The sequence below is a fragment of the Tabrizicola oligotrophica genome (assembly GCF_011008935.1).
GTDB lineage: Bacteria > Pseudomonadota > Alphaproteobacteria > Rhodobacterales > Rhodobacteraceae > Tabrizicola_A > Tabrizicola_A oligotrophica.
Genome location: NZ_JAAIVJ010000005.1, coordinates 36,032 through 54,466 on the forward strand (window position 1 = coordinate 36,032; position 18,435 = coordinate 54,466).

Here is an 18,435-nt window from a genome sequence, read left to right on the forward strand (position 1 = left end):
GCTCAGCCCTGCCGCGCGTGCATGATCCGGCCGATCAGGTTCAGCAGCACCTGTGCAGCAAGGATCGTGGTGGTGCCGGAATGGTCGTAATCCGGCGCCACCTCAACCAGATCGACGCCGACGATCCGGCCGCGCTGGCACAGGCCCGCCAGAAGCTCCAGCACCTCGTAATAGCTGAAGCCGCCGTGGCTCGGCGTGCCGGTGCCCGGTGCGATCGAGGGATCGAAACCGTCGATGTCGATGGTCACGTAATAGCGCCCGCCTGCCGGGATGCGCGCCAGCACCCCCTCGGTCCCGAGGGCGCGGATCTGGCGCACCGACAGGATGTCAGAGCCCGCTTCACGCGCCGCCTCATACCCCTCGCGCGAGGTCGAGGAGACGTTGCGGATGCCAAGCTGCGTCAACCCCGTGACCCAGGGCTTTTCCGAAGCGCGCCGCATCGGATTGCCATGGCCATGGCGGACACCGTGGCGCACGTCGACGAAATCGAGATGCGCGTCGAACTGCACGATGTGGATCGGACCGTTCGCCGCGCAATCTTCCTCGAAGGCGTCGATGCAGGGAATATTGATCGAATGGTCGCCCCCCAGCACCACCGGCATCGCGCCCGCCGCCAGAATCTTGCGCACGCCAAAGGCAATGTTGGCATGGCTTTGCACGGTGTCGGTGTGAACGATGTCGGCGTCGCCGATATCGACCATGCGCACCTTGTCGGCGGGCAGGTAGGTTACGTCATCCTCGTGGTCATAGGCGCCGCCATGGCCGAAGGAGAACAGGGTCGAGGCCTCGCGGATGCCGCGCGGGCCAAAGCGGGCGCCGGCGCGGAACTGGGTGCCAAAGTCGAACGGCGCGCCCAGAATGGCGACATCGGCGGAAATCGCGTCCCAGTCGGCGACATAGGGCGCCTTGCCGAAGGTGGAAATGCCGACGAAGGGCAGGTTCAGACGGCCCTGGTCATAGGCGTTTTGCGACATTGGGAAAGCTCCGCTTCTGGGTGACCCGATCAGGGAAACACGGATGCCTTCTTTGCAAAATTGCTATGTTTCAATGTTTACATATGCAATGATCTATGTATGAACAGCTTCCATCCCCAATCCCTTGCCGATGTCGATCTGCGGCTTTTGCGCGTGTTCAATGCGATCGTGCAGGCCAACGGCTTTTCCGCCGCCGAAGAGCCGCTGGGCATGTCGCAGGCCACGATCTCGGTTCACATGCGCAACCTTGAAGACCGGCTTGGCCTGCGGCTGTGCGAACGGGGGCGGGGCGGGTTCTATCTGACCGAGGCCGGGCGTCAGGTGCATTCGGCGATGCTGGACCTTTTCGGGTCGCTGCAGCGCTTTCACGGCGCGGTGGCCGATGCGCGCGGCGAGCTGACCGGCGATCTGAACTTTGGCACAGTGGATGCCATGGCGACGAACGGCGTGCTGAAGCTTGGTCAGGCCATCGCCGCCTTTCAGGCCCGCGCGCCGCGGGTGCGGCTTTACATCGACATTGCCGCGCCGCAGGATCTGGCGCGCGGTGTGCTGACCGGGCGCTATCAGCTGGCCCTGCTGCCCGCCGAACAGCCCCCGGCCAATACCGAAGCAGTGGAGTTGTTCCGCGAAAGACAGAACCTTTACTGCGGCCAGCGCCATCCGCTGTTTGCCGCCCGCGAGGCCGATCTGACCGATGATGTTCTGGCCGCCCACCCCTTTGCCGGGCGCAGCTACATGGCCGAAGCCGCGCGCTGCGGCATCGCCTTTGACCGCCGGGCGGTGGCCGCGCATATGGAGGGCACGCTGATCCTGTTGCAGTCGGGCGCCTACACAGGCTTTCTGCCCGACCATTTCGCCGCCCCCGAGGTCGCCGCCGGCCGCCTGCGTGCGCTGGCGCCGGGGCGCGTGACCTTCGACGATCTCTTTCTGCTGATCCACCCGCGCAACCGTCTCACCCGCGCAGCCGAGCTTCTGGTGACCACCATCGTCGAGACCTGCCGTGACAGTGCGGGGCGGCCGCCGGGCTGAGGCGGTGCCGCGCGGCGCGGGGTGGCCTTGCCCGGTGGCCTTCATTCCGCTGCCAAACCCGGGCTGGACCCCAAATCGCCGTTTGATCCCCCGGCCCCCCCATGCTAGCCCCGTGCCCGATTGATTCCACAGGGGAAAGCACGCGCCCGTGTACAAGCTGGAAGAAGAGACCGAGGCCGACTGGTGGGAAGTGGAGGCGCTTTATGACCTCTGCTTTGCCCCCGGTCGCACGGCGCTTTCCAGTTACCGGCTGCGCGACGGGGTGCCGACAGTGGCGGCGCTGTGCCTGATCCTGCGCGATGACGACGGCACGCTGGCGGCCGCGATCCGCTACTGGCCGGCCGAGGTCGGGGGCGAGGACATCTTGCTGCTTGGCCCGGTGGCCGTTCACCCGACCCGGCAGGGCGAAGGCCTGGGCGGGCTTCTCATCACCGAAAGCCTTGCCGAGGCGCGGCGTCTGGGCTGGGAGCGCGTGCTTCTGGTCGGCGATGCGCCTTATTACAGCCGCTTCGGGTTCGAAAAGCTGGACGGCGTGGTGATGCCGCCGCCGACGAACCCCGACCGGGTTCTGGGGCTGGCCTTGAAGGATGGGGCCTGGGCTGGCGTGGCGGGACATGTGACCAAGGCCTCCGGGGTTTGAACTGCTCTCATGGCGGGTCTTGCACGCAAGGCAGGGCAGGGCCACATTGGACGGATGACGCAAAACCTGCCGGCCCTTGCCGCCCCCGACCTTGACCGCGAGATCGACGCGCTTGCCCGGGCGGCACGCCGGGCGAATGGCCCGGTGATGGCGCTGGTGAACCGGATCGGCGGCGGGGTGGAACGGCAGATGGCGGCGCTGCCGCCCACAGTCCGGGCCGAGCTTGAGCGGGTCACGGCGCAGGCGCTGATGGCGGCCCATGGGATCGCGGGATTTGGGGGCGAGGCCGGGGGGCGCGGCACCTTGGCGGCCGCGATGGTCACCGGCGCTGCGGGCGGGGCGGGCGGGCTGCTGACCTCGGTTGCCGAATTGCCGGTGACAATCACCGTCATCCTGCGCGCCATCCGGGCCGAGGCGAAGCGGGCGGGGTTCGACCCGTCCGAAGCCGGCATCCGCGCGGCCTGCCTTGAGGTTTTTGCCGCCGGCAGCCCCATGGCCGGCGACGACGGGGTGAACACCTCGTTCCTGTCGGCGCGGCTGACCGTCAGCGGCCCGGCGCTGCACAAGCTGATCGCCACTGTTGCGCCACGGCTGGCTGCCACGCTGGGCCAGAAGCTTGCCGCGCAGGCGGTGCCGGTTCTGGGCGCGGTTTCGGGGGCGGCACTGAACACGGCCTTCCTGCGCTACTACCGGGAAATGGCGCGCATCCGGTTCCAGCTGATGCGGCTGTCGGTGCAGCACGGGGCGGAAACGGTCACGGCGCGCTTTGCCAAGGCCAGCGCGCCGCCACAGATTACCGAGAGCTGAGGATCAGGCCGCACCGCCTCCCCGCGCTTCGAGGTCGCGCAGCACGGCGAGCATCGACTGCACGACAAGATGCGAGATGAGCGGCGCATAGCCAAGGAAGACCAGCCAGTTGCCAAAACCGGAGGTGCTGATCAGCACCTCGTTGGCCAGAAGCATGCCAAGATGGTAGATCACCATCAGCTGGCTCAAGATCCGCTGCGTGCCGGGCTGGTCGATCTCGGGCCATTTCCGGCGCGCGAGGTGGCCCTTGCCGTCGATCACGTCCAGCAGGAACATCGCGGCCATCACCAGAAAATAGGCCGACAGGAAGCGCTGGCACCAGGTCGGGTCGCCGTTGAGGATCAGGAAGGCCAGAAGCCCCGGACCAAAGGCCAGCGTGGCCACAACTGTCGCCCGGCGCCCGATGCGCGAGCTGGCCGCCAGGATCAGCATTTCAGCCTTGATCGCCAGCCTGAGGGCGATCGTCACCACAAAGGCCAGCAGGAAGGCGTCGACTTCGCTGTCGAGCATCACCCGCAACAGGGGCCAGAGCGCCGTCAATACCAGCCCCGGCATCAGGATTTCCGGTGCGATCACCGGAAAGCGGCCAAGCCTTGCAACCACGCCGCCCACCGGGCCAGACTTCGGATCCATCATGACATGCCCCCAGATTATCGATCATTTGAGTCAAACTGGCAGCGAAGCCCGACCGCCCGAGGGCAAGATCGTGACGGGTCTTTGTTCAACCGCGGAAATCCGGAAACAATCGGTTTCCGCCCGAGACGCGGGCCAGTTCAGGTGCCGGGCCTGTCGTCCTTGATGCCATAGCGTTCGAAAAGCCGGCTCTGCGCCATGAAGAACCCGAAAAGCGCGGCGGTCAGGCCGAAGGTCTTGAAGTTCACCCAGGCCTCGGTCGACATCAGCCGCCAGACAGCCTCATTGGCGACCGCCAGCGCGAAGAAGAAGGCGGTCAGGCGGCGGGTGAGGATCATCCAGCCCTCGGGCTGCATCGGAAGGGCCTCTTCCATCACCGACGACAGGTAGGACTTGCCCTGCAAGAGCCCGGCCCCGAGGATGCCGCCGAAGGCCAGATAGAGCAGCGTCGGCTTCATCTTGATGAAGCGCTCGTCGTTCAGCCAGACCGACAGCCCGCCCATGACGACGACAAGGATCAGCGTCATCAGCTGCATCCGCGACAGTTTGCCGGTCAGCGCCCACAAAAGGCCGGTGGTGGCGATGATGAGCGCGATGAACACCCCGGTCATGACGATGAAGCCGGAATACTCATTGCCCGCGATGTGGAAGGTCTGGTCCTTCATCCGCGAGAAGCCCGCGAAGAACAGGATGATCGGTCCCAGTTCGAGCGCCATCTTCAGAACCGGATTGATCTTTTTCGTTTCCGCCATCGGCCTCAGCCTCCCCATTCCATCACCACCGCGCCGGCGGCGATCAGTGCCATCAGCGCCGCCGCCACGCGCCCGACCTTTTCGCCGAGAACCGCCCAGCCGATCAAGGCGGCAAATACGGTCGAGGTCTCGCGCAGGACAGCCGCCTCGCCCACCCGGTCAAGCCGCGTGGCCAGCATGATCGCCCCGAAAGAGAAATAGGCGACAAAGGCGCCCAGCACACCCCGTTTCAGCAAGGGCAGCACTTCGGTTCGCGGCAATGTGACCAGACGGCGGGCCATCAGCGCCGGGATGAAGATGCCGTCGATCAGGAAGAACCAGGCGAGGAAGGTGAAGGGATCGGCAGTGGCGCGGATACCCCAGGCGTCATAGGTGGTATAGCCCGCGACCATGGCCCCGGTGGCGACCGCCAGCGCAAGCGCCGGTTTCAGGGTGGCGCGGCCGTGGCTCAGATGCGCGAGGTTATGGGCGGAAAGCCCAAGGATGCCGGCCGTCAGCATGGCAACGCCGGCCCATTGCAGGGGCGCGTACCGCTCGCCAAAGACCAGACCGGCTGCGGCGACGGTGAACAGCGGGCCGGTGCCGCGCACCACGGGATAGACGACCGTATAGGCGCCCCGCGTATAGGTCATGGCCTGCAGGACCTTGTAGACAGCGTGGATCGCGAAGGCGCCCGCAAAGATCGGCCACATGTGGGGTTCGGGCCAGGGCACGACGAAAAGCGCGAAGGGGGCGGCGATCAGGCCATAGGACAGGTCGATCCCGGCGCGGGCAAGCCAGGGGTCGTGCCGGCCCTTCTGCAAGGCGCCGAACAGCGCATGCAGGATCGCGGCCATGAGCGCCAGCGCCAGTGCCGCATGGCGGCCGGCTTCTGTGCCTTCGATGGAAAGGAGCCAGTCGGACATGGGGGCGCTTTATGTCAACTCGTCCGGGGGCCAGCCCCCGGACCCCCGGGATATTTGTGCCACATTGAAGGCAGGATCACCGCTCCAGCCCCACCAGCGCACGGGCAAAATCCTGCGGATCGAAGGGCGAGAGGTCGTCGATCTGTTCGCCAAGGCCGATGGCATGGATCGGCAGGCCGAACTTGTCGGCGAGGCTGACGAGGACGCCGCCCTTGGCCGTGCCGTCGAGTTTGGTCATGACAAGGCCCGAGACATCGGCGATCTTGCGGAAGATCTCGACCTGCGTGACCGCGTTCTGGCCGGTGGTGGCATCCAGGACCAACAAGGTGTTGTGCGGCGCGGTGGCGTCGACCTTGCGGATGACGCGAACGATCTTGGCCAGCTCCTCCATCAGGTCGGCGCGGTTTTGCAGCCGGCCCGCGGTGTCGATCATCAGGAGATCGGCGCCCTCGGCCTGGGCTCTGGTCAGGGCGTCGAAGGCCAGCGAGGCCGGGTCCGAGCCTTCGGGCGCGGTCAGCACCGGCACCCCGGCGCGCTGGCCCCAGACCTGCAGCTGTTCGACCGCGGCGGCCCGGAAGGTGTCGCCGGCGGCGATCACCACCGTCTTGCCGGCGGCGCGGAACTGCGAGGCCAGCTTGCCGATGGTCGTGGTCTTGCCCGAGCCGTTGACGCCGACCACCAGCACCACCTGCGGTTTCTGCGGGTAAATCGGCAGCGGGCGGGCGACCGGCTCCATGATGCGGGCGACCTCGTCGGCAAGGGCCTGGCGCAGCTCGGTCGCGCCGATCTTCTTGCCAAAGCGGCCTTCGGCGATGTTCGCCGTAACGCGGGTGGCGGTATCGACCCCCATGTCGGCCTGAATGAGCAGGTCTTCGAGATCTTCCAGCATCGCGTCATCAAGGATGCGCCGGGGCTCTTCGGATTTGCCGAACAGGCGGCCCAGCAGGCCGGGCTTGCTTTCGGGCGCGGCGGCATTGGCGGCGGCGGCATCGGGGAGGGGCAGCGGGGTCTCGGCTTCTGCCGCGGGCGTCGCGGCGCGCGGCGCTGCATCCTCGGCCACAAGCGCGTCCAGCCCCTCGCCGATCTTGTCGGAAGAGCGGAACATGCGTTCCTTGAGTTTCTTGAAAAAGGACATGGCCACGCCTCTTGCGGTTTCCTACCACCTAGTCAATTCGGGCGGGCTTGGGAAGGTGTCAGGCCCTGGCTGACCCCGAATAGCGGGGCGGAGGGGCGGTGCGGCAAAATCCCGGCTGTTCAGGCGGCGCGCGCATGCTAGCCTTGGGCCATGCAGGAGATGACCTCACGCCCGCTTCCGATGGTGCTCTTTGCGCTGGCCTCGGCCAGTCCGCTGGTGCTGTTCGCGCTCGGCCTTTGGGCCGGGGGCGGCTGGGCTTTTGCCGGACTCTTGTACATGACGGTGCTGGCGGCCTGTCTGGACCAGATCTCCGGGCTGTTTCCGGGCGATGCGCCGGAGGGGGCGGAGTTTCCCGCCGCCGACGGGCTGCTTGTCGGTCTGGCTTTGGGCCATCTTGTCGCGCTGCCCCTTGTGGTCTGGGGCATGGCGGGGGGCGGCGGTCTTGGCCTTTGGGGCCGCGTGGCGCTGTTTCTGGGCGCGGGGCTGTGGTTCGGGCAGGTGTCGAACCCGATGGCACATGAGCTGATCCACCGCGGAAGCCGGGGTCTTTATGGCCTGGGGGTGGCGGTCTATGCCAGCCTGCTTTTCGGCCACCATGCCAGCGCGCACAGGCTGGTGCATCACCGCCACGCTGCCAGTGCCGAGGACCCGAATTCGGCGCGGGCGGGTGAGGGGTTCTATCGCTTTTTCCTGCGGGCCTGGGGCGGCAGTTTCGTGAAGGGCTGGCAAGAGGAAAACGCCCTGCGGGCGCGGGCGCAGGGGGGGCGCGGGCTGCATCCCTATGCGGTCTACTTTGGCGGGGCCGCGGCGGCGCTGATGGTGGCTTTCTGGATTGCGGGCGGCTGGGGCGTTGTGGCCTGGGGCGGGCTGGCCCTGCATGCGCAGATGCAGCTGATGCTGTCGGACTATGTCCAGCATTACGGCCTGACCCGCGCCCGGCGGGACGATGGCCGGCTGGAGCCGGTGGCCGCGCGCCATTCCTGGAATGCGCCGCATTGGTTCTCGTCAAGCCTGATGCTGAACGCGCCGCGCCATTCCGACCATCACGCCCACCCGACGCGGCCCTATCCGGCGCTGCGCCTGCCGGGGCCGGAGGAGGCGCCGCATCTGCCCTGGCCCTTGCCGGTGGCCTGCACGCTGGCGTTGGTCCCGCCCCTGTGGAAACGCGCGATCCGGCCGCATCTGGCCAGATGGCGGCTGGCATGAGGGCGCTGGTCGCCCTGGCGCTTCTGCCCGGATCGGCACTGGCCGAGACGCCGCTTTCGGCCGCCGAATTCGAGGCGCGCAGCACCGGGCGCACCATGACCTATGCCCGGGACGGGGCGGTCTGGGGGCGCGAGCAATATCTGGCTGACCGCCGGGTGATCTGGGCCTTCGAGGGCGAGGCGTGCAAATATGGCGCATGGCAGGAGCCGCAGCCGGGCCTGATCTGCTTTGCCTATGACGACGCGCCGCAGGATCCGTCGTGCTGGCGGTTCTTCGACCGGTCGGGCAAGCTTTTCGCCCAGTCCGAAGCTGCACCCGAAGCCGGGATGCTCGCCGTCGTCGAGGAAACGCCCAAGGGCATGGTCTGCGGCGGACTTGGCGCATGAGGTGGATCGGCCTTCTGGTTGCGCTCTGTGCCGCCACCTCTGCGGCTGCCGAGGGCGTGTTGCCCGGCGGCCCGCCGCTTGATGCGCGCGGCTTTGATGCAATCACGCTTGGCCGTCGGATGGACACCTACGATCCGGCGCAGGTCTACGGGGTGGAGGAATTCCTTCCTGGCCAGCGGTCGATCTGGAAGGACGCCTCGGGCTGCACGCGGGCGACCTGGGAACAGGTCGGCGACCAGATCTGCTTTCGCTACGAGGACGCCCCCGAAGCGCCGGTCTGCTGGGTTTACAACGTTGTCGAGGGCGAGCTTTGGGGCTGGTATCAGGGCCGCCCCGACAGTCTGGCGGTGCGGCTGGTGCCGGGGGATGCGGTGCTGGCCTGCGACTGGCTCGGGACGTAAGCATGCCCGAGGCGTCGCGTCAGAACAGGCTGCCCTGATCCCGGCCACCTTCGCTCCTGCCCTTTTTCGCTGGCCGCCCCCCGAGTGCAAGCCGGCCATCGGCAAATTCCACTTCCAGCGTGGCGCTGCGTTCGGCGGCGGCTTTCGAGGTAACCACATGCCCGTCGCCCCGCATCACCGCAAAGCCGCGTTTCAGCGTCTCGCGGTAGCCGAGCGTCTGGCGGGTGCGGTCGATCTGCTCCAGCCGCGCCGCCAGATCGGCCAGCCGGCGGGCGGGCGCGGCCTGCAGGCGGCTGTCGAGTGCTGTCAGCCGGTCCCGGTCGCGGGCAATGTCGCGGGCGGCCGTCGTCAGAAGCCGCGTCAGCGCCGGGTCAAGCCGCGAGGCCCATTTGTCCATCTGGCTGTGCTTGCGCTCCAGCGCCACCGCGGCCCGGTCCGAAAGCCGCTGGGCGCGAGCCTGCAACTCGCCGCGCTTGCCGGCGATCAGCGCCAGAAGCGTTTCCGGGCGCAGCCGGGCGGCGCGTTCGAAGGCGGCCCGCTTGCGCGCCGCCGCCATGCCCAGAGCGCCGCCAAGACGGCCCGACCACAGGTCGAGCCGCTGGCTCGGCTGCGCCAGCAGGCTGTCGAGCCGGGGCAGGGCGCGGCCAAGGTCGCGCAGGCGCTGGCCGCGATTGGCGGCACCTTGCGCAATGGCGCGGCTGAGCCGGGCCGAGAGCGCGTCCAATGTGGCCAGAAGCTCCATCCGCACCGGCACTGCCAGTTCGGCGGCGGCGGTCGGGGTGGGCGCGCGCAGGTCGGCGGCGTGGTCGATGAGCGTGGTGTCGGTCTCGTGCCCTACGGCGGAAATCAGCGGGATGCGGCTGGCCGCCGCCGCCCGCACCACGATTTCCTCGTTGAAGCCCCAGAGGTCCTCAAGGCTGCCGCCGCCGCGTGCCACGATCAGCAGGTCGGGCCGCGGGATCGGCCCGCCGGGGGCGAGCGCGTTGAAGCCGCGGATGGCGGCGGCCACTTCGGCGGCGCAGGACTGGCCCTGCACGGCGACCGGCCAGATCAGCACGTGGCGCGGAAAGCGGTCGCGCAGGCGGTGCAGGATGTCGCGGATCACGGCACCCGAGGGCGAGGTGATGACGCCGATCACCTGCGGCAGATAGGGAATCGGCTGCTTGCGGGCGGGGTCGAACAGCCCCTCGGCCTGCAGCGCGGCGCGGCGCTTTTCGAGCATCGCCATCAGCGCGCCGGCGCCGGCGGGGGCGACATCGTCAACGATGAGCTGGTATTTCGACTGGCCGGGGAAGGTGGTCATCCGGCCGGTCGCCACGACCTCCATGCCCTCCTCGGGGCGGACCTGCATCTTTGCCGCCTGACCCTTCCACGAAATCGCGGCAATGACGCTGCGGTCATCCTTGAGGTCGAAGTAAAGATGCCCCGAAGCCGGGCGGCTGACCCGCCCCACCTCGCCGCGCACGCGCACAAGGCCGAATTCGCCCTCGATCACCCGTTTCACCGCGCCCGAAAGCTCGGACACGGTGTATTCCGGCTGGTTTCCCGGCGGGGCGGGGCTGTCTTCGAACATGTCCATCCGCCTTGCCTGACACGTCGGCGCGCGGGGGTCAATCGGGCCTGAGGGCAACGGCTCAGGCGCAGCGGGATACGACCTGCGGGCCGTATTTGCCCGTCAGGAAATTGCCTGCCAGAACCAGGACGATCCCCAGCCCGAACAACCAGGGAGAAACCGACCATGGCGTGAACGGGGCGACAAAACCGATGATCCAGAGCCCCACGCCGATCGTGCTGATGGCGTTTCCCGCGGCCACCAGCCCCAGCGCGGGCCAGAGATCGGGCGGCGGGTCCGCGTCGAACTCGCGCCGCCAAAGCGCGCGGCCCCGCGCATAGGCGCGGTTGGCCTCTTTCTTCAGGATCGTGCGGCGGTGGGGGAGGGGCCGGCCAACGGCCCGTTCCAGCGCGGTATAGTCGTCCCGAAACCCCAGATGCAGATGCCAGGCCTCATCGAGCCAGTGCGGCGGAGTCAGCGGCTCGTCCGACAGGGCCTTGAGATAGAGGAAGCGCCGATAGCCCTCGGTGATCCGGTCGCTGGCGGCATCGGACCAGTCGCCGGCGGCGCGAAGATTGTGCTCGAACCTCTGGCAAACGCGGGGCGGCGATGCCTTTGGGTCATGGTCCTTGCGAAAGGGCAGCGGCCAATCGGCGATGAGAGTCCAGAGGGCAGGGTCACTGACAGGCATGGGGCGATGCTCGTGGGCACGGAACCTGCGCGAAGGCTAACATGCGCCCGACCCTTCCCACAGCGGAATCAGCGGGCGGGGCCGCCCATGACGAACAAGACTGCGCAGACCATCACGATCCCTTCCAGAATGCGGTCGAGGAAATTGCCTTTGCCCTGTGCCATCGTGTAGGCCTTGGTTGTCAGTCCGGACCCCGGACAGTATGACAGCGCCAGAGCCAGGCCAAGCGGAGTCGTCCCATGAATATCCTTATCCTTGGAAGCGGTGGGCGCGAACATGCGCTGGCCTGGGCGGTCAAGCAGAACCCCAAATGCGACCGGCTCATCGTGGCGCCCGGCAATGCCGGAATTGCCCAGCTGGCCGAGGTGGCGGCGTTCGACATCCTCGACAGCGCGGCAGTGGTGGGTTTCTGCGAGGAAAACGCCATTGATTTCGTGATCGTCGGCCCCGAAGCGCCTCTGGCCGCCGGCGTGGCCGATGCGACGCGGGCGGCGGGCATCGTGACCTTCGGGCCAAGTGCCGCGGCGGCGCGGCTGGAGGCCTCGAAGGGCTTCACCAAGGAAATCTGCGACGCCTGCGGGGCGCCGACCGCGGGCTATGCCCGCTTCAGTGCCGCCGCCGCCGCCAAGGCCCATGTGCGCACGCAAGGCGCCCCGATTGTCGTCAAGGCCGATGGCCTTGCCGCCGGCAAGGGCGTGATCGTGGCCATGACCGAGGCCGAGGCGCTGGCGGCCATCGACGACATGTTCGGCGGCGAGTTCGGCGCGGCCGGGGCCGAGGTTGTGATCGAGGAGTTCATGACCGGCGAAGAGGCGTCGTTCTTCGTGCTGACCGACGGGGCGCATGCCCTGCCCATCGGCACGGCGCAGGACCACAAGCGGGTGGGCGAAGGCGACACCGGTCCGAACACCGGCGGCATGGGAGCCTATTCGCCGGCACCGGTACTGACCGACGCGATCCAGCAACAGGCGCTGGACGAGATCGTCCTGCCGACTATCCGCGAGATGGCGCGGCGCGGCACGCCCTACCAGGGCGTGCTTTATGCCGGCCTGATGATCGAAGACGGCCGGGCGCGGCTGGTGGAATACAACGCCCGCTTCGGTGACCCGGAAACCCAGGTTCTGATGATGCGGCTTGGCGCGCAGGCGCTGGATCTGATGCTCGCCTGCGCCGAGGAGCGGCTGGCGGGCGCGCGGGTGAACTGGGCCGATGACCATGCGCTGACTGTGGTGATGGCGGCCAAGGGCTATCCGGGCGCCTACGAGAAGGGCAGCGTGATCCATGGCCTGCGACGCCTGCCCGAGGACAGCCGCCACATGTGTTTCCACGCGGGTACGGCGGAAAAGGATGGGGCGATCATTGCCAATGGCGGCAGGGTGCTGAACATCACCGCCCGCGGCGACACGCTGGCCGATGCCCGCAACCGGGCCTATGCCATGATCGACCACCTGCGCTGGCCCGAGGGCTTTTGCCGCTCGGACATCGGCTGGCGGGCGCTTTGAGCAGACAGCGCCCCGGATCGTGCCGATCCGGGGCAAGGCTCTTGTCTCGCCTCTGGCCTGCGGCCAGCCTTCTCGGAAAGAAGGGGGGCCTTCTGCCCCTCCCCCGGGCTGACGCGCTCACCCCCGAGAGTATTTGTCCCAAGGGGAAGATGAGGTTCGCTTTGGTCCGAGTCCGGGACAACAGGCGGCAAGCCGGGTTGTCGCGGCGATCCGTGCGTTTGCGGCGGGCTGTGACGCCGTTGGCAGGACAGGCGTGCCGGGTGCTTGAGGGGATGTCCCGCATCCGGCCTTACGGGACGCGGCGACCGGATCGGGCAAAAAGGCGGCGGCCGGCCAGTGCTCTACCGTCCGATGTCGTGGCCCCTGCGCGGGTGAGGTGGCCAGAACCATCGCCCGGGTTTGCCAAAGAGACCTTTCCGGTCGCCTCGCCCGCGTGGCCGGGCTAAAGCCGCTGCCCCGACGCCGCATCGAACAGATGGGCGTTCCGGCCGGGCCATGCCAGATGGATGGTCTGGCCCGGGCGGAAATCGTGGCGCTCGGTGAAGACCGCGCAGAGCGGCATGCCGGCGACGCGGGCATAGACCTGAATATTGGCGCCGGTTGGTTCCACCACTTCGACTTCGGCGGCAAGGCCGGTGCCGTCGGAGGAGAGGGACAGATGCTCGGGGCGGATGCCGAAGACCACCTTCTGCCCTGCCGCGCCGCGCCCCGTCGTCTCCACCGGCACGCGGCTGCCGTCGGCCAGCACAACCGCGCCCGGCTCCAGCGTGCCGCGCAGGAAGTTCATTGAGGGCGACCCGATGAAATCGGCCACGAACAGGTTGGCCGGCGTGTCGTAAAGTTCCAGCGGCGTGCCGATCTGCTCGATCTTGCCGGCGTTCATCACCACGATGCGATCGGCCATGGTCATGGCTTCGATCTGGTCGTGCGTCACATAGACGGAGGTGGTCTGCAGCCGCTGGTGCAGCGCCTTGATCTCGGTTCGCATCACCACGCGCAGCTTGGCGTCGAGGTTCGACAGGGGTTCGTCGAACAGGAACACCTGGGCGTCGCGCACCAGGGCGCGGCCCATGGCCACGCGCTGCCGCTGTCCGCCTGACAACTGCCGCGGCGAGCGCTCGAGGTATGTCGACAGGTTCAGGATCTCGGCCGCCTCGCGCACCTTGCGGTCGATCATCTCTTTGGCCATCCGCTTCAGGCGTAGGCTGAAGCTCATGTTTTCATAAACCGACATGTGCGGGTAAAGCGCGTAGTTCTGGAACACCATGGCAATGTCGCGCGCCTTGGCCGGCACGTCATTGACCACGCGGTCGCCGATCAGGATATCGCCCGAGGAAATCGACTCGAGCCCGGCAATCATGCGCAGCAGGGTCGACTTTCCGCAGCCCGAAGGCCCGACCAGAACAACGAATTCCCGGTCGCGGATTTCGAGGTCGATCCCGTGCAGCACGGCCATGGCGCCGTATTTCTTCTTGACCCCGCGGATGGTGACAGAGGACATCGTTCAATCCTTGTAAAGCAGTCTGGTCATTTGACGGCGCCCAACGCCATGCCCCGGATGAGGTAGCGCTGGAGCCACGAGAACATGATGGCGACCGGAACGGTCGCTAGCACGGTGGCGGCCATCACGTGATGCCATTCCACCTGATAGCGCCCGGCAACCTGAGCATAGATTTGCACCGGCAGCGTGAAATCCTCGGACGAGCGCATCATGGTCAGCGCCAGCACGAATTCGTTCCAGCTGTTGATGAAGGTGAAGATCGCCGTCACCACCATGGCCGGCACCGCCAGCGGCAGGAAGATGCGCACAAGGCTGGTCAGGTGGCTGGCGCCATCCATCCAGGCGGCTTCTTCCAGATCGCGTGGGATGGAGTTGAAGTAGCTTTGCAGCATCCAGATGGTGAAGGCCATGTTGAAGGCGGCATAGGTCAGCACCAGCGAATTCAGGTCGTTGACCAGACCGAGGCTCATCATCAGCCGGAACAGCCCTAGGACCAGAACGATGGGCGACATCATCTGCGTCATCAGCAGGAAGGTGCGGTAGGCGCCCTTGCCGGCAAAGCGGTAGCGCGACATGGCATAGGCGGCCGGGATCGACAGGACCAGCGCGACGACCGTGGCCGCGACGCTGACATAAAGGCTGTTCAAGAGCGCCCCGCCGAAATTGGTCTTGACCCACATTTCGGAAAAGTTCTCCCAGCGGAATTCGCTGAAGCCCCAGGTGGGCGGGTAGACGAACAGCTCTTCGCGCGGGCGCACAGCGGTGACGAACATCACGCCGAAGGGGAACAGGATCACCACCATCAGCGGCGACAGGAGCGCCCAGTAGATCAGGCTGCGGGTCAGCTTGGTGGTCATTCCTTGACCTCCTCTTCCGGTGCGGCATCGTCGCGGTCGTTGCGGCTGACCAGCGCGACATAAAGCATGGTGAAGGCCAGCAGGACGAAGAACATCACCAGCGAAATCGCCGCCGCCTTGCCCAGCTGGCCAAAGCGGAACGCGAGCTTGTAAAGATAGGTCACGAGGATGTCGGTGCCATTGGCCGGGCCGCCCTCGGTCATCACCCAGATGATCGGCAGCGAGTTGAAGACGTAGATCACGTTCAGCACGATGGCGATGTTGATGAAGGGCTTCATCAGGGGCAGCGTGATATAGCGGAACTGGTGCCAGCCCGAGGCCCCGTCCACCACCGCCGCCTCATAGGCGTCCTGCGGCATGGACGACAGCCCGCCAAGCAGGATGGTCGTGGTGAAGGGGATCGACACCAGAATGCCGACCAGAATTTCGACGACGAAGGCGGTCGAGGCGGTGGCCAGCCATTCGATCGGCTGGTCGATGATGCCGGCATTCATCAGCGTGGCATTGAGCAGCCCCGCCCGCCCGTTCAGCGCCCAGCGCCAGACCACCGCCGTCATGGTCAGCGAGATGGCCCAGGGCAGCATGATGATGACGCGCGCCACACCCCGGCCATGGAAATCATCGTTCAGGATCATCGCCACCGGCATCGAGATTGCCAGAGTTCCGCCGACGACCGCGACGGTCCAGATCCCGGTGCGCCACAGCGATTCCCAGAACAGCGGATCGACAAAGACCTCGGCGAAGTTCTCCCCGCCGTTGAAGCCGGTCAGCTTGCCAAAGCGGCTGACGTCGTGCATCGAGGTCCAGCCCAGATCGAAGATCGGATAGCCGATGATCGCGATCGCCAGCGCAAGGCCGGGCAGGATCATCATCATCGGTACGGATTTCTGGATGCGGTTCGCCATCGTTCTCCACACCCTGCCTGGGCAGGGCACCCATTCGCATTCGGAAACGGGAGAGCGGCATGGAGCCGCTCTCCCCTGACTGCAGGATCAGAGCCCGCGGATCTTGTTGATCTCGGCCGCGGCGGCCTTCAGCCCTTCGTCCGCCGAAACCTCGCCCAGATAGATCTGCTGCATGGTGCGCACCGTCACGTCGGCGATCTCTTCCCAGTTGGCAATGATCGGGGCGAACTTGGCATAGGGCAGACCCGCTGCGAAGCCGGCCACGTCCGGGTCCTTGGTGAAGTGATCCAGCGCAGCCACGTTCCTGGTGACAGGCAGGAAGCCTTCGCCCATGTCGAACTTTTCGCGCCATTCGTCCTTGTAGGCGAATTCGATGAACTTCCACGCTTCCGCTTTCGCGTCGGAATCGGCGAACATCATCATCGTGTCGGTCACACCATAGGTCGCCTTGGCCTTGCCTTCGGGGAAGGGCAGAACCTCATAGTGCAGGTCGGGGGCTTCGGCCTTGATCTGCGGGATCAGCATCGGGAAGGTGAACACCGTGCCGACCTTGCCCTGCTTGAACAGGTTGAAGATGTCCTCGCGGGTGTAGTTGGTCGGTGAGGGCTGGGTCAGGCCTTCGTCGATCATCCGCTTGTAGAGCGTTGCCGCCTCCAGCGCCTCCGGGCTGTCCAGCCCGCTGGTGCCATCGGCTTTCAGGATGTCGCCGCCATGCGTCCAGAGCGAATAGTAGAAATAGGCATCCGTCTCGATTTCCTTGCCTTGCAGGCCGAAGGCAAAGGTGTCGGGCAGGGCGGCAAGTTTCTTGGACGCTTCATAGAATTCGTCCCAGGTCTTGGGCGGCGTGGCCCCGGCCTTGTCATAGAGATCCTTGTTGACCAGCATTGCACGGGCCGAGGCCGCGACGGGCAGGCCCATGGTCTTCCCGTCGATTACGCCCGGCGCCATGAACGTGTCGATGAAGGTGCTCTTGAACTCGGGGGTCAGGTAGCTGTCCACCGGCTCGGCCACGCCCTGCGAGGCGAAGTCCAAGAGCCAGCGGGTGCCGATGATCGAGATGTCGGGCGCGCTGCCACCGGCGACGTCGGTGGTCAGGCGCTGCAACAGCGTGTCCCACGGCACGACTTCGATGTTGATCTTGATGTCGGGGTTTTCGGCCTGGAAGGCGTCGGCGACTTCCTGGAAGAACGGCCCGGTCTTCGAGCTGTATTCGGCGACGGTGAAATCGACGATGGTCTCGGCCATCGCCGCCGGCACGAAGCCGAACATGCCAAGGCTCAGAGCCAGGATCGCCGTGGACGTCCGGAACGGATGGGTCATTGGGAGATGTCTCCTGTTGGGTTTGCGAGTGGTATGGTGAGGGTTCGAAGCCAGCTTCTTGCGGCCGGTCTTGGTGGGTTCACTCTGATGCCGGGCAGCGGGCAAAAGGAAATTGAATAAACGCATGGGGGTATGTGACCCCTGCATAGCATTGTAATTGAATGAAATTTCATATGAATGTCGAAAAATGGGAGGCGCCCGGCCTTGCAGCCGGGCGCCTTGAAGCGGGGGACTTGCACTCAGCCGTTCGGCCCGGGCCAGTCATGCTCGGGGGCAAAGCCAAGCACCCGCCGGGCCTTGTCGATGCTCAGCATCGTGGCCCGCCCGGCAAGCGGGCTGCGCATAGGCAGGCCGGGATAAACCTCGGCCAGAAGATCGGCGCTGTCGCGCGTCATCACGGTGTTGGAGTTGGCGATGATGAAATGCTCTGCCCCCTCCAGATCGACATGCAAGGACCGGCGCACTGCCTGCGCGGCGTCCCGCGCGTCTATATAACTCCACAGGTTCCATTCGCGGAAACGCGGGCTGTCCTGCCAGCCGGCGAAACGCGCATAGTCTTGCGGCTCCATCACGTTCGACAGGCGCAGGCCGATGAAGGTGGTCCCCGGGTTCCAGCGCGCCATCTGCCGCGCCATTTCCTCGGCCAGATCCTTGGACAGCGAATAGGCGCTTTCGGGGCGCATCGGGTGATCCTCGTCTACCGGAGCATAGGCGGGCGGGTTCGCCGGGCTGAAGGGCAGGCCCAGCGTGGTTTCCGACGAGGCCCAGACGATACGCGTCACGCCGGCGCGAAGGGCTGCGTCAAAGACATTGTAGGTCGACACGATATTGCTGCGAAACGTCAGTTCCTCGGGTGTGGTATCCGGCACGGGGATCGCGGCAAAATGCACCACGGCGTCGGGCGTGCGAAACTGGCGGAACGGATGGTCCTTGCCTCCGGTCCACTGCATCGCGTCCATCACCTGCCCGAAATCGGTCAGATCCACCTTCAGAAGCGGGCAGACCGGATCGGGCGAGGCGGCCATGTCGACATTCAGCACCGTATAGCCGCGCTCGACCAGATGCCGGCACACCGCCCGGCCCCCCTTGCCGCTGCCCCCGGTCACGACAATGTTCTTCATGCTGCGGCTCTCCTTTGCTGGCTTGCCCATCGCAGGGGGCGCCTCGTGGACGCCTCACCCTAGCCGCGCGCCGGGGCGGTGGGCGAATGCGTTTCCCGAATGCCGCCATGCCCGCATG

General features: G+C 66.4%; 19 protein-coding genes. 7 read left to right on the forward strand and 12 right to left on the reverse strand.

The window, feature by feature from the left end; translation table 11 throughout:
- Positions 1-2: 2 nt before the first annotated feature.
- A complete protein-coding gene (gene speB / locus G4Z14_RS09950; protein ID WP_164625252.1) occupies positions 3-974 on the reverse strand; it encodes an agmatinase in 972 nt (323 codons plus the stop codon).
- A gap of 99 nt (positions 975-1,073) precedes the next feature.
- Between speB and G4Z14_RS09955 the strand changes: the two genes are divergently transcribed.
- The 3 genes from G4Z14_RS09955 (at position 1,074) to G4Z14_RS09965 (ending at position 3,450) form a co-directional block, all read left to right on the forward strand.
- Complete coding sequence (locus tag G4Z14_RS09955) at positions 1,074-2,003, forward strand: LysR family transcriptional regulator (RefSeq protein ID WP_164625254.1); 930 nt, start codon at positions 1,074-1,076, stop codon at positions 2,001-2,003.
- Positions 2,004-2,151: 148 nt separating this feature from the next.
- Positions 2,152-2,643 carry a GNAT family N-acetyltransferase gene (locus G4Z14_RS09960; RefSeq protein ID WP_164625256.1) on the forward strand — a complete coding sequence of 164 codons (492 nt, stop codon included), beginning with the start codon at positions 2,152-2,154 and terminating at the stop codon, positions 2,641-2,643.
- Positions 2,644-2,697: 54 nt separating this feature from the next.
- Positions 2,698-3,450 (forward strand): EcsC family protein, encoded by a 753-nt coding sequence (locus G4Z14_RS09965; protein ID WP_164625258.1) that lies wholly within the window; start codon positions 2,698-2,700, stop codon positions 3,448-3,450.
- 3 nt (positions 3,451-3,453) lie between these two features.
- Here G4Z14_RS09965 and G4Z14_RS09970 read toward each other — a convergent pair whose 3' ends face one another.
- The 4 genes from G4Z14_RS09970 to ftsY all read right to left on the reverse strand — a co-directional run bounded on the left by G4Z14_RS09970 (position 3,454) and on the right by ftsY (position 6,875).
- Positions 3,454-4,086 (reverse strand): hypothetical protein, encoded by a 633-nt coding sequence (locus tag G4Z14_RS09970; protein WP_164625260.1) that lies wholly within the window; start codon positions 4,084-4,086, stop codon positions 3,454-3,456.
- A 137-nt stretch (positions 4,087-4,223) separates the two neighbouring features.
- On the reverse strand, positions 4,224-4,835 hold the full coding sequence (locus G4Z14_RS09975) for an inner membrane-spanning protein YciB (protein ID WP_164625262.1): 612 nt from the start codon (positions 4,833-4,835) through the stop codon (positions 4,224-4,226).
- A 5-nt stretch (positions 4,836-4,840) separates the two neighbouring features.
- On the reverse strand, positions 4,841-5,740 hold the full coding sequence (locus tag G4Z14_RS09980) for an EamA family transporter (RefSeq protein WP_164625264.1): 900 nt from the start codon (positions 5,738-5,740) through the stop codon (positions 4,841-4,843).
- Positions 5,741-5,816: 76 nt separating this feature from the next.
- Positions 5,817-6,875, reverse strand: a complete 1,059-nt coding sequence (gene ftsY / locus G4Z14_RS09985) for a signal recognition particle-docking protein FtsY (RefSeq protein WP_164625265.1) — start codon at positions 6,873-6,875, stop codon at positions 5,817-5,819.
- A gap of 180 nt (positions 6,876-7,055) precedes the next feature.
- Between ftsY and G4Z14_RS09990 the strand changes: the two genes are divergently transcribed.
- The 3 genes from G4Z14_RS09990 to G4Z14_RS10000 are packed head-to-tail and all read left to right on the forward strand — an operon-like array spanning position 7,056 to position 8,868.
- On the forward strand, positions 7,056-8,081 hold the full coding sequence (locus tag G4Z14_RS09990) for an alkane 1-monooxygenase (protein ID WP_164625267.1): 1,026 nt from the start codon (positions 7,056-7,058) through the stop codon (positions 8,079-8,081).
- Positions 8,078-8,467, forward strand: a complete 390-nt coding sequence (locus G4Z14_RS09995) for a hypothetical protein (RefSeq protein WP_164625268.1) — start codon at positions 8,078-8,080, stop codon at positions 8,465-8,467. The genes G4Z14_RS09990 and G4Z14_RS09995 overlap by 4 nt, the downstream gene beginning before the upstream one ends.
- Positions 8,464-8,868, forward strand: coding sequence for a hypothetical protein (locus G4Z14_RS10000; protein ID WP_164625270.1), 405 nt, complete (start codon positions 8,464-8,466; stop codon positions 8,866-8,868). The genes G4Z14_RS09995 and G4Z14_RS10000 overlap by 4 nt, the downstream gene beginning before the upstream one ends.
- Positions 8,869-8,887: 19 nt before the next feature.
- Here the strand turns inward: G4Z14_RS10000 and xseA are convergent, their stop codons facing one another.
- Positions 8,888-10,447, reverse strand: coding sequence for an exodeoxyribonuclease VII large subunit (gene xseA, locus G4Z14_RS10005; RefSeq protein WP_164625272.1), 1,560 nt, complete (start codon positions 10,445-10,447; stop codon positions 8,888-8,890).
- A 55-nt stretch (positions 10,448-10,502) separates the two neighbouring features.
- Positions 10,503-11,111 carry a glycine-rich domain-containing protein gene (locus G4Z14_RS10010; protein WP_164625274.1) on the reverse strand — a complete coding sequence of 203 codons (609 nt, stop codon included), beginning with the start codon at positions 11,109-11,111 and terminating at the stop codon, positions 10,503-10,505.
- Positions 11,112-11,350: 239 nt separating this feature from the next.
- Here G4Z14_RS10010 and purD point away from each other — a divergent pair, with 239 nt between their 5' ends.
- Positions 11,351-12,613 carry a phosphoribosylamine--glycine ligase gene (gene purD / locus G4Z14_RS10015; RefSeq protein WP_164625276.1) on the forward strand — a complete coding sequence of 421 codons (1,263 nt, stop codon included), beginning with the start codon at positions 11,351-11,353 and terminating at the stop codon, positions 12,611-12,613.
- Positions 12,614-13,055: 442 nt separating this feature from the next.
- Here the strand turns inward: purD and G4Z14_RS10020 are convergent, their stop codons facing one another.
- From G4Z14_RS10020 to G4Z14_RS10040, 5 genes are all read right to left on the reverse strand, one after another.
- On the reverse strand, positions 13,056-14,114 hold the full coding sequence (locus G4Z14_RS10020) for an ABC transporter ATP-binding protein (protein ID WP_164625278.1): 1,059 nt from the start codon (positions 14,112-14,114) through the stop codon (positions 13,056-13,058).
- Between the two features lie 26 nt (positions 14,115-14,140).
- On the reverse strand, positions 14,141-14,971 hold the full coding sequence (locus G4Z14_RS10025) for a carbohydrate ABC transporter permease (protein ID WP_164625280.1): 831 nt from the start codon (positions 14,969-14,971) through the stop codon (positions 14,141-14,143).
- Complete coding sequence (locus tag G4Z14_RS10030) at positions 14,968-15,876, reverse strand: carbohydrate ABC transporter permease (RefSeq protein WP_164625282.1); 909 nt, start codon at positions 15,874-15,876, stop codon at positions 14,968-14,970. Before G4Z14_RS10030 ends, G4Z14_RS10025 begins: the two co-directional genes overlap by 4 nt.
- Before the next feature lie 87 nt (positions 15,877-15,963).
- Positions 15,964-17,196: an extracellular solute-binding protein gene (locus G4Z14_RS10035; protein WP_164625284.1), complete on the reverse strand. Its 1,233-nt coding sequence runs from the start codon at positions 17,194-17,196 to the stop codon at positions 15,964-15,966.
- A 239-nt stretch (positions 17,197-17,435) separates the two neighbouring features.
- Positions 17,436-18,317 carry an NAD-dependent epimerase/dehydratase family protein gene (locus tag G4Z14_RS10040; RefSeq protein WP_164625286.1) on the reverse strand — a complete coding sequence of 294 codons (882 nt, stop codon included), beginning with the start codon at positions 18,315-18,317 and terminating at the stop codon, positions 17,436-17,438.
- Positions 18,318-18,435 lie beyond the last annotated feature (118 nt).

Excerpts from the sequence above, each read along its gene's own strand:
- speB (WP_164625252.1), bottom strand. The coding sequence starts at position 974 with ATGTCGCAAAACGCCTATGACCAGGGCCGTCTGAACCTGCCCTTCGTC.
- G4Z14_RS09955 (WP_164625254.1), top strand. The coding sequence starts at position 1,074 with ATGAACAGCTTCCATCCCCAATCCCTTGCCGATGTCGATCTGCGGCTT.
- G4Z14_RS09965 (WP_164625258.1), top strand. The coding sequence starts at position 2,698 with ATGACGCAAAACCTGCCGGCCCTTGCCGCCCCCGACCTTGACCGCGAG.
- G4Z14_RS09970 (WP_164625260.1), bottom strand. The coding sequence starts at position 4,086 with ATGATGGATCCGAAGTCTGGCCCGGTGGGCGGCGTGGTTGCAAGGCTT.
- G4Z14_RS09975 (WP_164625262.1), bottom strand. The coding sequence starts at position 4,835 with ATGGCGGAAACGAAAAAGATCAATCCGGTTCTGAAGATGGCGCTCGAA.
- G4Z14_RS09980 (WP_164625264.1), bottom strand. The coding sequence starts at position 5,740 with ATGTCCGACTGGCTCCTTTCCATCGAAGGCACAGAAGCCGGCCGCCAT.
- ftsY (WP_164625265.1), bottom strand. The coding sequence starts at position 6,875 with ATGTCCTTTTTCAAGAAACTCAAGGAACGCATGTTCCGCTCTTCCGAC.
- G4Z14_RS09990 (WP_164625267.1), top strand. The coding sequence starts at position 7,056 with ATGGTGCTCTTTGCGCTGGCCTCGGCCAGTCCGCTGGTGCTGTTCGCG.
- G4Z14_RS09995 (WP_164625268.1), top strand. The coding sequence starts at position 8,078 with ATGAGGGCGCTGGTCGCCCTGGCGCTTCTGCCCGGATCGGCACTGGCC.
- G4Z14_RS10000 (WP_164625270.1), top strand. The coding sequence starts at position 8,464 with ATGAGGTGGATCGGCCTTCTGGTTGCGCTCTGTGCCGCCACCTCTGCG.
- xseA (WP_164625272.1), bottom strand. The coding sequence starts at position 10,447 with ATGGACATGTTCGAAGACAGCCCCGCCCCGCCGGGAAACCAGCCGGAA.
- G4Z14_RS10010 (WP_164625274.1), bottom strand. The coding sequence starts at position 11,111 with ATGCCTGTCAGTGACCCTGCCCTCTGGACTCTCATCGCCGATTGGCCG.
- purD (WP_164625276.1), top strand. The coding sequence starts at position 11,351 with ATGAATATCCTTATCCTTGGAAGCGGTGGGCGCGAACATGCGCTGGCC.
- G4Z14_RS10020 (WP_164625278.1), bottom strand. The coding sequence starts at position 14,114 with ATGTCCTCTGTCACCATCCGCGGGGTCAAGAAGAAATACGGCGCCATG.
- G4Z14_RS10025 (WP_164625280.1), bottom strand. The coding sequence starts at position 14,971 with ATGACCACCAAGCTGACCCGCAGCCTGATCTACTGGGCGCTCCTGTCG.
- G4Z14_RS10030 (WP_164625282.1), bottom strand. The coding sequence starts at position 15,876 with ATGGCGAACCGCATCCAGAAATCCGTACCGATGATGATGATCCTGCCC.
- G4Z14_RS10035 (WP_164625284.1), bottom strand. The coding sequence starts at position 17,196 with ATGACCCATCCGTTCCGGACGTCCACGGCGATCCTGGCTCTGAGCCTT.
- G4Z14_RS10040 (WP_164625286.1), bottom strand. The coding sequence starts at position 18,317 with ATGAAGAACATTGTCGTGACCGGGGGCAGCGGCAAGGGGGGCCGGGCG.